This is a genomic window from Methylibium sp. T29-B (genome assembly GCF_000576225.1).
GTDB classification, from domain to species: Bacteria; Pseudomonadota; Gammaproteobacteria; order Burkholderiales; family Burkholderiaceae_C; genus Methylibium; species Methylibium petroleiphilum.
The window spans coordinates 1-10,321 of record NZ_AZSN01000130.1; the positions used below are offsets into that span (position 1 = coordinate 1).

At 70.3% G+C, this 10,321-nt stretch carries 13 protein-coding genes, 1 pseudogene and 1 riboswitch; all 14 genes and pseudogenes read left to right on the plus strand.

Going from position 1 to position 10,321, the window contains the following annotated elements; genetic code table 11:
• Positions 1 to 109 precede the first annotated feature (109 nt).
• A riboswitch (ZMP/ZTP riboswitch) is annotated at positions 110 to 227 on the plus strand.
• A gap of 62 nt (positions 228 to 289) precedes the next feature.
• Entirely contained in the window at positions 290 to 1,540 is a 1,251-nt protein-coding gene (glyA, locus tag Y694_RS16635) for a serine hydroxymethyltransferase (protein WP_036234514.1), read from the plus strand.
• A gap of 49 nt (positions 1,541 to 1,589) precedes the next feature.
• The gene (gene nrdR / locus Y694_RS16640; RefSeq protein WP_011830521.1) at positions 1,590 to 2,033 is read left to right on the plus strand and encodes a transcriptional regulator NrdR; all 444 of its coding nucleotides are present in this window, start codon (positions 1,590 to 1,592) and stop codon (positions 2,031 to 2,033) included.
• Positions 2,034 to 2,168: 135 nt separating this feature from the next.
• Positions 2,169 to 2,699, plus strand: coding sequence for a GspH/FimT family protein (locus Y694_RS16645; protein WP_036234515.1), 531 nt, complete (start codon positions 2,169 to 2,171; stop codon positions 2,697 to 2,699).
• Between the two features lie 3 nt (positions 2,700 to 2,702).
• A complete protein-coding gene (locus Y694_RS16650; protein ID WP_081771314.1) occupies positions 2,703 to 3,131 on the plus strand; it encodes a type IV pilin protein in 429 nt (142 codons plus the stop codon).
• Between the two features lie 6 nt (positions 3,132 to 3,137).
• Entirely contained in the window at positions 3,138 to 3,704 is a 567-nt protein-coding gene (locus Y694_RS16655; RefSeq protein ID WP_036234519.1) for a PilW family protein, read from the plus strand.
• Positions 3,680 to 3,820, plus strand: a complete 141-nt coding sequence (locus Y694_RS24425; RefSeq protein WP_155935848.1) for a hypothetical protein — start codon at positions 3,680 to 3,682, stop codon at positions 3,818 to 3,820. The genes Y694_RS16655 and Y694_RS24425 overlap by 25 nt, the downstream gene beginning before the upstream one ends.
• Entirely contained in the window at positions 3,817 to 5,121 is a 1,305-nt protein-coding gene (locus Y694_RS16660; protein ID WP_036234525.1) for a PilX N-terminal domain-containing pilus assembly protein, read from the plus strand. Before Y694_RS24425 ends, Y694_RS16660 begins: the two co-directional genes overlap by 4 nt.
• Positions 5,122 to 5,127: 6 nt before the next feature.
• Entirely contained in the window at positions 5,128 to 5,652 is a 525-nt protein-coding gene (locus tag Y694_RS22720; RefSeq protein ID WP_051495847.1) for a prepilin-type N-terminal cleavage/methylation domain-containing protein, read from the plus strand.
• A gap of 94 nt (positions 5,653 to 5,746) precedes the next feature.
• On the plus strand, positions 5,747 to 6,214 hold the full coding sequence (locus Y694_RS16670) for a hypothetical protein (protein WP_036234528.1): 468 nt from the start codon (positions 5,747 to 5,749) through the stop codon (positions 6,212 to 6,214).
• A gap of 61 nt (positions 6,215 to 6,275) precedes the next feature.
• The gene (gene ribD / locus Y694_RS16675) at positions 6,276 to 7,409 is read left to right on the plus strand and encodes a bifunctional diaminohydroxyphosphoribosylaminopyrimidine deaminase/5-amino-6-(5-phosphoribosylamino)uracil reductase RibD (RefSeq protein ID WP_036234531.1); all 1,134 of its coding nucleotides are present in this window, start codon (positions 6,276 to 6,278) and stop codon (positions 7,407 to 7,409) included.
• Between the two features lie 68 nt (positions 7,410 to 7,477).
• On the plus strand, positions 7,478 to 8,095 hold the full coding sequence (locus Y694_RS16680) for a riboflavin synthase (protein WP_011830528.1): 618 nt from the start codon (positions 7,478 to 7,480) through the stop codon (positions 8,093 to 8,095).
• 84 nt (positions 8,096 to 8,179) lie between these two features.
• Positions 8,180 to 9,273, plus strand: a pseudogene (gene ribBA / locus Y694_RS16685) (bifunctional 3,4-dihydroxy-2-butanone-4-phosphate synthase/GTP cyclohydrolase II).
• A gap of 33 nt (positions 9,274 to 9,306) precedes the next feature.
• Positions 9,307 to 9,789: a 6,7-dimethyl-8-ribityllumazine synthase gene (gene ribH, locus Y694_RS16690; RefSeq protein ID WP_011830530.1), complete on the plus strand. Its 483-nt coding sequence runs from the start codon at positions 9,307 to 9,309 to the stop codon at positions 9,787 to 9,789.
• 22 nt (positions 9,790 to 9,811) lie between these two features.
• Entirely contained in the window at positions 9,812 to 10,315 is a 504-nt protein-coding gene (nusB, locus tag Y694_RS16695) for a transcription antitermination factor NusB (protein WP_036234534.1), read from the plus strand.
• The last annotated feature ends 6 nt before the right edge of the window (positions 10,316 to 10,321 follow it).

The following is a 10,321-nucleotide window of genomic DNA, read 5'->3' on the forward strand; positions in this document are numbered from 1 at the left end:
CGAGGAGTCGCTTCCCGCGGCACCGGCCCAGCAGGTCGCGCTGCGCTGATCGCCCGCCTGCGTTCCGGCACGTCGTTGCCGGAGCGGCCGGCAGGGCTCCGGTAAACTGCCGCGGCAGCGCAACCGGCGATACGGCCCCCGAGGCCCGAGGTGGATCTCCACCAGGAAGCGCTGCCGGAAGTTCTGCCTGCTGCAGACCCGTTCCGCCGCGCGCCTGGGCAGCCCCCGGCTGCATCCGCCTCGCGGGTGCGCTGTACTGGGGTCTTCCTGATCGATGAGAACCGCCACCATGTTCGACCGCCAGCAATCCACCGTCGCGAACGTCGACGCCGAGCTTTGGGCCGCCATCCAGGCAGAGAACCGCCGCCAGGAAGAACACATCGAGCTCATCGCGTCCGAGAACTACGCCAGCCCGGCCGTGATGGCGGCGCAGGGCACCCAGCTGACCAACAAGTACGCCGAAGGCTACCCCGGCAAGCGCTACTACGGCGGCTGCGAGAACGTCGACGTGGTGGAGCAACTGGCGATCGACCGGCTCAAGCAGCTGTACGGTGCGGCCTTCGCCAACGTGCAGCCCAACTCAGGCTCACAGGCCAACCAGGGCGCGTTCTTCGCGCTGCTGCAGCCTGGCGACACCATCATGGGCATGAGCCTCGCCGAGGGCGGCCACCTGACGCACGGCATGGCGCTCAACATGAGCGGCAAGTGGTTCAAGGTGGTCAGCTACGGCCTCGACGCCAAGGAAGAGATCGACTACGACGCGATGGAACGGCTGGCCCACGAGCACAAGCCCAAGCTCATCATCGCCGGGGCGTCGGCCTATGCGCTGCGCATCGACTTCGAGCGCTTCGCCAAGGTGGCCAAGGCCGTGGGGGCCTACTTCATGGTCGACATGGCGCACTACGCCGGCCTGATCGCCGCGGGCGTCTACCCGAACCCGGTGCCGTTCGCCGACGTGGTGACCTCCACCACGCACAAGAGCCTGCGCGGGCCGCGCGGCGGGATCATCCTGGCGAACAACGAGGACATCGCGAAGAAGATCAACAGCGCGATCTTCCCCGGCCTGCAGGGTGGCCCGCTGATGCACGTGATCGCGGCCAAGGCGGTGGCGTTCAAGGAGGCGCTGCAGCCCGAGTTCAAGGCCTACCAGCAACAGGTGGTGAAGAACGCCGACGCCCTGGCGCGCACGCTGACCGAGCGCGGCCTGCGCATCGTGTCGGGCCGCACCGAGAGCCACGTGATGCTGGTCGACCTGCGTCCCAAGGGCCTGACCGGCAAGGAAGCGGAGGCCATCCTCGGCCAGGCGCACATGACCTGCAACAAGAACGGCATCCCGAACGATCCGCAGAAGCCGATGGTCACCAGCGGCATCCGCCTGGGCAGCCCGGCGATGACGACGCGCGGTTTCGGAGTGGAACAGGCGGTCCGGACCGCGCACCTGATCGCCGACGTGCTCGACCGACCGCACGACGAGAGCAACCTGGCCGACGTGCGCGCCAAGGTGGCGCTGCTGACGCGCGAGTTCCCGGTCTACCGTTGAGCCTGCCGGCGCCTCGCGGACTCCCTCCTCGCCTTCCGGCCTGAGCTGAGTGCGCTGCCCCTTCTGCGGCCACGAGGACACCCAGGTCGCCGAGACCCGGGAGTCCGACGAAGGCGACGTGATCCGTCGCCGGCGTCGCTGCCCGTCCTGTGACAAGCGCTTCACGACCTACGAGCGCGCCGAGCTGGCAATGCCGGCGATCGTGAAGAAGGATGGCAGCCGCAGCGAATTCGATCGCAGCAAGATCCGCGCGTCGATGATGCTGGCGCTGCGCAAGCGGCCTGTGAGCATCGACCAGGTCGAGGCCGCCCTCGGGCGCATCGAGGAGAAGATGCTCGCCACCGCCGCCAACGAGGTGCCGTCCGCGAAGATCGGCGAGATGGTGATGCGCGAGCTGAAGAAGCTCGACAAGGTGGCTTACGTGCGCTTCGCGTCGGTGTACCGGAGCTTCGAGGGCGTCGACGAATTCAGCCGCCTCATCAAGGACATTTGAACCCCCGAGCCTGTCACAGCCTCTGAGGCAGCGGCGGCAGCGCTTCCCTCCCCGCTTCCCCCGACGGGGCGACGCGCCACCCAGGCTGCAAGCCTAGATTCGCCTGCATCGTCACCACGATGTCCAGGAGAGGCCATGCGAACGCCGCAACGGGGATTCACCTTCATCGAGACGGGCGCCACGCTCGCCATCCTGGCGATCGCTGCAACCCTCGCGATCCCTGGCTTCCAGGATCTGCTGCAGCGAAGGCACACGGAAGGCGTGGCCACCGAGCTCGCCACCGACCTGCAGTTCCTGCGCTCCGAAGCGGTCGCCCGCAATCAGACGCTGCGCGCCAGCTTCTCCGCGTTGCCCGGCGGTGGCAGCTGCTACCTGCTGCACTCGGGTGCCGCGGCGGCCTGCCGTTGCCAGCCCGACGGCAGTCCGTCCTGCAGCGGCGACGCGCAGCAGATCAAGGCGGTGCCCCTGCCGGCCGGTAGCCGCGTCAGCGTGCAGGCCAACGTGGGCTCCATCGTCTACGACCCGCGGCACGGCACCAGCACGCCGGCCGCGACGATCCGCGTCACGGGTCTGGACGGCCGCGCGGTGCACCACGTGGTGAACATCATGGGCCGAGTTCGCTCGTGCTCCCCTCGTGCCGAGTTCGGCGGCTACCGCGCCTGCTGAGCCATGGCGCCCCGCCCGGGCATGACCGCCGCACGCGGTCTGAGCCTCGTCGAACTGGTGATCGTGCTGCTTGTCGTCGGCATCCTCGCGGTGATCGCCTATCCCAGCTTCATGGCGCAGTTGCTCAAGACCCGCCGCATCGAGGCCATCGCCGCGCTGGCCCAGGTACAGCAGGCTCAGGAACGCTGGCGCGCGAATCACACGACGTACGCCGACACCCTCGCGGCGCTCGGTCTGTCGTCGCCCGCGTCCGGCCGCTACCTGATCACGATCGACCACGGCGCGGTCGACGGCTACACGGCCACGGCCCGTGCCGTCGGTGCGCAAGCGGTCGACACGGCCTGCACCAGCCTGAGTCTCACGCTGGGCGGCGGCACCACCCGCCACGCATCGACCGGCTCCGCGCTCGCAAGCGTCTGCTGGAACCGGTGAGCCCGCATGGCCGACGCACGGATGTCCCGGCGGAGAAATCTCGCGTCCCAGCGCGGCCTGTCGCTGGTCGAACTGCTCGTCGGCTTCGCGGTCGCGCTCTTCGTTGTCATCGGCAGCATCGCCCTGCTCGTCGACCAGTTGCGCGACAGCCGCCGCCTGTTGCTCGAGGCGCGCGTTCACCAGGATCTGCGGGCCGCGGCTGATCTGATCACGCGCGATCTGCGCCGTGCCGGCTACTGGCAGCACGCGCCAGCCGGCGGGGCCAACCCGTACGAGGAAGTCACGACGGCCGGTCCCGAGACCGCGGCGGTCGTGCGCTACAGCTTTTCTCGCGACGCTCTCGAGAACGACAGCGTCGATGCCGCGGAGGCCACCGGCTTCCGACTCGGCGGAGACACGTTGCAGACGCTGAACGGAGGAAGCTGGCAGGCGATGACCGACCCCGGCACCGTGCGCATCACGCATTTTCGATCAGCCCGCGGGTCAGCGTCGTCCCGCTCGGCCAGTTCTGCATGCCGGCCTGCGCGGTCGGCACGGCGGGCTGCCCCGTGCTGTCGCTGCGCAGCTACGTGATCGAGTTGCGCGGGCGCTCCGCGACCGACGCCGCCGTGCAGCGCGAGATCCGGCAGACCGTGCGCGTTCGCAACGATGCGCTGCCGATCGGGTCCTGTCCCGCCCCGACCACATGAAGACCGGCCGCACACCCCAGCAAGGCGCCGCCGCGCTGGCCGTCGTGATGATCCTGTTGCTGGCGATGACCATCCTGGCCGCCTTTGCGAACCGCAGCCTGCTCTTCGAGCAGCGGAGTTCGGCCAATCAATACCGTTCCACGATCGCTGCCGAGACCGCCGAGGCCGGTCTCGAGTGGGCGCAAGCCCTGCTGAACGACGGTCGCCGCGTCGATGCGCACTGCCTCCCGGCCGCGGACCAGCCCACCTCGTTCCGTGAACGCTATGTCCCGAAGTCCTCACCCGATGCCGCCATCGCGCCCGTCACCACCGTTCGTCCCGGATGCAGCCTGGGCGCGACCGGTCTGACCTGCCATTGCCCGGACGCCGGCGGCTCGGCCGAGTGGACCCGCAACGACCCCAGCTTCACCGTCGAGTTCGCAGCCATCATCGGCGATCCGGAGGCCATCCGAATCACCGCCCGCGGCTGCTCGAGCCGCGGCTCGCAGTGCGTGCCGGGCAGCGACGCCGCACGTGCCGACGCCTCGGCGGCGACGCAGGCCATCTTCAAGCTCCGCCCTACCCTGCGGACAATGCCGGCCGCCGCGCTCACCACCGGGGGCCTTGTGGCCCTCGACGGTTGGCAATTGCTCAACGCCGATTACGCCACGCAAGGCCTGCTGATCGATGCGGGTGGCGCCATCACGCTCGGCGGCACGCCGCCGCTCCTGAGCACGTTGCCGGGCAGCCCGGTCGAGAACGCGCTGATCGAACGCGACGAGGCCTTGGCGCGGCTTGCATCAGCCGATGCGTCGGGCGCGGCCTTCTTTTCCGCGCTGTTCGGCAGCACGCCTGCGCAGTTCGCCGCGGCTCCTGCGACCCGGCGCATCGCCGGGTGCTCGGCCATCTCCTGCGGCACCGCCCTGCGAACGGCCTACGCAGAGGGCGACACGAGCTTCTTCGTCGATGGCGATCTGCAACTCGACGCCGCCGGCTGGCCCGGCGCTGCGGTCGGCAGCGCGGACCGGCCGCTGCTCCTGGTGGTCGGCGGGGCGCTGCGCTTCAATGGCGGTTTCCCCGCCCACGGTCTGATCTACGCAGCCGAAAGCAGCTTCGACCCCGGTGGTGCCATCGATCTGCAAGGGGCGCTCGTGGCACGAGGCAACCTCGCAGGCAGCAGCAACGGCCGTATCACCTACAACTCGCCGGTGCTGCGGCAGCTGCGGTCCGCAGCCGGACCGTGGGTGCGCGTGCCCGGCAGCTGGCGTGACGGTCGGTGTGCCGACGGCGATCCCGCCCGGCCCTGCGACTTGCTGCCCTGAAGCGCAATGCACACACTCGGAGCACGACATCAAGCCGCCGGCTTCACCCTGGTCGAGGTGCTGATCGCCGTCGTCGTTGTGTCGATCGGTGCGCTCGCCCTCGGCAGCCTGCAGGTCGCACTGTCTCGCCATGCGGATGCCGCCCGCCAGCGCACCGAAGCCACCCAGCTCGCCATCTCCAGGCTGGAGGAGTTGCGCAGCTTCGAGCAGGTGCTCACCGAAGCCGGCAAGCAGGCCTATGCCGATCTCCTCAGCGGCAGCGACCAACCCCTCATCGACAGCAACACGCGCTTCGAGCGCCAATGGCAAATACAAGGCACGGCCGACGATCCCTATCGCCGCGTCGACGTGCAAGTCACATGGGCCGACCGCAGCGGCGACACGCGCCAGACCTTCGTCAGGCTGGGCTCGCTGATCGCACGCGCGGAACCTGCCGACGGCGGCAGCCTGGGCCTGCCCCGGGTCGACGTCGCCGCACTGCTGCGTCCGAAGGCCGGGCGCTCGACATCCCGATCGAGGCCGAGCGACTGACCGGCGCGAACCGCGGCCGCAGCGTTCTGCGCTGGCAGGGTGCCAGCGGCGGCTTCCTGGTGTTCGACGACAGCTCCGGCGCGGTGATCGCGCAATGCACGACGCGCCGGACGACCACACCGACATCGCGGCCACCTGTACCCCACTGCAGGCACTGCTGCTGCGCGGCGATCTATCGGGCTCCTGGGCCGCCGCCGTGACCGGCCTCTCTTTCAGCGCCACGCAGCATCTGCTGGCGGTGCCCGACTGTCATGTGGCCGACGCCGTCAGCCACAACGACGGTCGGCCCATCGCCGGCGTGCGCTCCTATGCCTGCCTGATGCGTGCGGGCGATCACGACACCGATCCGGGCACGCCACGCGCCTGGTCGGGACAGTCCCGCATCGCGCCCGAGCCCGCCGGCACGCAGCTCGTGTGCCGCTACACCACTGCGCCCTCGACGACGCGCAACGAGGAGCATCCGGCCCTCTACAGTCTCGTGACTCGATCGCTTCACCACCAGAACTTCCTGCTGCTGGACACCGGGGCCTGCCCGGCCGGGACCGCGCCGCACCAGCCGTGAAGCCGAACGCGAGTGACGCCGGCTCTGCGTCACCCTGCCGGCCTCGCGTATCGTCGAGGGCGTGAAGCTCACTCCCTCCGAATCCTGGGCGCTCGCGCTGCGCAACGCCAACGAAGCCATCGGCCTGTCCGATCCCAACCCCCGGGTCGGCTGCGTCATCACCGCCCCCGACGGTCGCCTGCTGGCCAGCGGACACACGCAGCGCGCCGGCTCGGCGCACGCCGAGGTGTCGGCACTGCGTGCGGCGCAGGCCGCGGGCCACACGGTGCGCGGCGGCACCGCCTGGGTCACGCTCGAGCCCTGCTCGCACCACGGCCGCACCCCGCCCTGCTGCGATGCGCTGGTCGAGGCCGGCGTGGCCCACGTGATGGTGGCGCTGCAGGACCCGAATCCGCTGGTCGCCGGTCACGGCATCGGCCGGCTGCGGGCGGCCGGCATCGACGTGACGGTGCTGGCGCCCGGCGACCCGGTTGCAATCGCCGCGCGCGAGCTGAATATCGGCTTCCTCTCCCGCATGCTGCGCCAGCGGCCGTGGGTGCGCCTGAAGATCGCCGCGTCGCTCGACGGACGCACGGCGCTCGACAACGGCCTGAGCCAGTGGATCACCGGCGATGCCGCCCGCACCGACGGCCACGCCTACCGCAAGCGGGCCGGGGCGGTGCTCACCGGCATCGGCACCGTGATCGACGACGACCCGCGGCTCGACGTGCGGCTCGTCGACACCGTGCTGCAGCCGTGCCGGGTCGTCGTCGACTCCAAGCTCGACATCGCGCTCGACGCCCGCATCCTCGCGCCACCGGGCGAGCGGCTGGTCTACACGGCCAGCGCACTGGCCCGCCATGCGGCGCCGAAGGTCCGTGAACTGGCCGAACAGGGCGTGTCGGTGCTGGCCTGTGCCAACGCCGACGGCAAGGTCGATCTGGGCGCGATGCTCGACGACCTGGCGCGGCGCGAGATCAACGAACTGCATGTCGAGGCGGGCAGCAAGCTCAGCGGCTCCTTCGTGCGGGCGGGCCTGGTCGACGAGTTCCTCGTCTACCTGGCGCCGCTGATGCTCGGTGCGGGTCGCGAGATGGCGCGCTTCGGTCCGCTCACTGCACTGACCGAGGGCCTGGCGCTCGAGTTCGTCAGTGTCGAGCGCGTCGGGGCTGATCTGCGCCTGATCGCCCGGCCGCCGGGCCGTGCCGATTTCTGAGCGTCGGCCCGAAGCTGCGCTTGCCCCCGCCGCAGCGGCAGGGCTGCGACGCTGAGACAATCGGAGCCATGTTCACCGGCATCATCAGCGGCCTGGGCCGCCTCAGCAAGGTCGCGCCGCTCGGCGCCGACCCGTCCCACGGCAAGCGCCTCACCATCGCCACGCCGCCGGGCTACCTGGCCGACGTGCAGTTGGGCGACAGCATCGCGCTCAACGGCGCCTGCATGACCGTCACGGCCTTCGACGCGGAGGCGGACTGGTTCACGGTCGACATCTCGGCGGAAAGCCTGGACAAGACGGCCGGCCTCGCCGACCCCGGACCGCTCAACCTCGAGAAGGCTCTGCGCGCCAGCGACCGGCTCGGCGGACACCTGGTATCAGGCCACGTCGACGGCGTCGGCACGGTGACGAAGTTCGCGCCGGTCGGCGAATCCTGGGAGCTTTGCATCGCTGCGCCGCAGGCGCTGGGCCGCTACCTCGCCTACAAGGGCTCGATCACCGTCAACGGCGTGAGCCTCACGGTCAACCGCGTCACCGACCACGCCGAGACCACCGAACTCGGCATCAACCTGATCCCGCACACGCTGGAACACACGACGCTCGGCACGCTGAGCGTCGGCGCCCGCGTCAACCTCGAGATCGACCTGATCGCGCGCTACGTCGAGCGCATGCTCGGCAGTCGCTGACGCCGCCGCGCGCCGGCAAGTCCCCCGCGCCGAGGCGACGCGCTCCCGCCCGCGCCGCTCCGACCCGCCACCTACAATCCCGCCATGGCCCTTTCCCCTGTTCCCGAGCTGATCGCCGAGCTCGCCGCCGGCCGCATGGTCATCCTGGTCGACGAGGAAGATCGCGAGAACGAGGGCGACCTCGTGATGGCCGCCGAGCACGTCACGCCCGAAGCCATCAACTTCATGGCGCGCTACGGCCGCGGCCTGATCTGCCTCACGCTCACCCGCGAGCGCTGCGAACGGCTGCAACTGCCGCCGATGGCCGCGCGCAACGGCACACAGCACGGCACCGCCTTCACCGTCTCGATCGAGGCCGCCAGCGGCGTGACCACCGGCATCTCCGCGGCCGACCGCGCACGCACCGTGCAGGCCGCGGTGGCGCGCGACGCGAAGGCAAGCGACCTGGTCCAGCCCGGCCACATCTTCCCGCTGCAGGCGCAGGACGGCGGCGTGCTGATGCGCGCCGGGCACACCGAGGCCGGCTGCGACCTCACGCTGATGGCCGGCCTGACGCCTGCGTCGGTGATCTGCGAGATCATGAAGGACGACGGCACGATGGCCCGGCTGCCCGACCTGGTGCTGTTCGCCAGGGAACACGGGCTCAAGATCGGCAGCATCGCCGACCTGATCGAATACCGCAGCCGCAACGAATCGCTCATCACGCGCGTCGCCCGGCGCGTGCTGGTCACGCCGCAGGGCCCGTTCGATTGCCAGCCTTCCGCGACCGCTCGGGCGCCGTGCACTTGGCGCTGAGCGTGGGGCAATGGGGTGCCGACGACGAGGTGCTGGTGCGAGTGCACGAGCCGCTGTCGGTGCTGGACCTGCTCGACGCCGGCCGCTGCGGCCATTCGTGGCCGCTGCCACGGGCACTGGCCGCGCTGCGGGCGGCCGAACGTGGCGTGGCGGTCCTGCTGAACTGCGGCGAGGCGGGCAACGGCCTGCTGCAGCAGCTGACCGTGGGCCCCGACGCGCCGCCGACCCCGCGCGGCCAGATGGACCTGCGCACCTACGGCGTGGGCGCGCAGATCCTGCGCGAACTCGGCATCGTCCGCATGAAGCTGCTCGGCAGCCCGCGCCGCATGCCCAGCATGGTGGGCTACGGACTCGAGGTCACCGGCTTCGTCGCCGCCGAATGACACCGCGGCACGCCCTTCCACTTCGAGGTTTCGATGCAAGACGCTGACACCCAGACCACGATCTTCGGCAACACCGTCGCCGAACTCGTCGGCGAGAACCTGCGCATCGGCATCGTGCAGGCGCGCTTCAATGCCGCGCTCACCGACCGCCTGGCCCAGGCCTGCCTGGTCGAGCTGGAGCTGCTGGGCGTGTCGGCCAAGCACATCGAGCACGTGTCGGTACCCGGCGCGCTCGAGATCCCGATCGCACTGCAGGCGATGGCGCGGCGCAAGGACTTCGATGCGCTGATCGCGCTCGGCTGCATCATCCGCGGCGAGACCTACCACTTCGAGCTCGTCAGCAACGAGAGCGGCGCCGGCGTGACGCGCGTTTCGCTCGATCACGCGACCCCGATCGCCAACGCCATCCTCACCGTCGAGAACGAGGACCAGGCCTGGGCCCGCGTCGACGACAAGGGCCGCGATGCCGCGCGCGTCGCCGTCGAGATGGTCAATCTGATGGAAGAGCTTTCGTGACCCTCAAGACACCGACGGCAGCGTGCCGTCGCCCGCTCCGGCGTCGACCGCCGCCCGCCCTGGCGGCCGCAAGCCGGCGCAGAAGTCCTCGCGTCGGCGTTCGCGCGAGTTCGCGCTGCAGGGCCTGTACCAATGGCTGGTGTCGGGCAGCGAAGCCGTCGTGATCGAGGCCCACATGCGCGAGCTCGACGGCTTCAAGCAGGCCGACGCGGCGCACTTCGACGCCCTGCTGCACGGCTGCGTGGCCGAAGCCGCCGCCCTCGACGCAGTGCTGGCTCGCCACGTGGACCGCAAGACCACCGAGCTGTCGCCGATCGAGCACGGCGTGCTGATGATCGGCGCCTACGAGCTCAAGCACTGCATCGACATCCCCTACCGCGTCGCGATCAACGAGGCGGTGGAACTCGCCAAGAGCTTCGGCGGCACCGATGGCCACAAGTACGTCAACGGCGTGCTCGACAAGGCCGCCGCCGACCTGCGCCCGCTCGAAGTGCAGGCGCGGCGCGCGGCCCCGCCGCGCGACTGAGCTGCG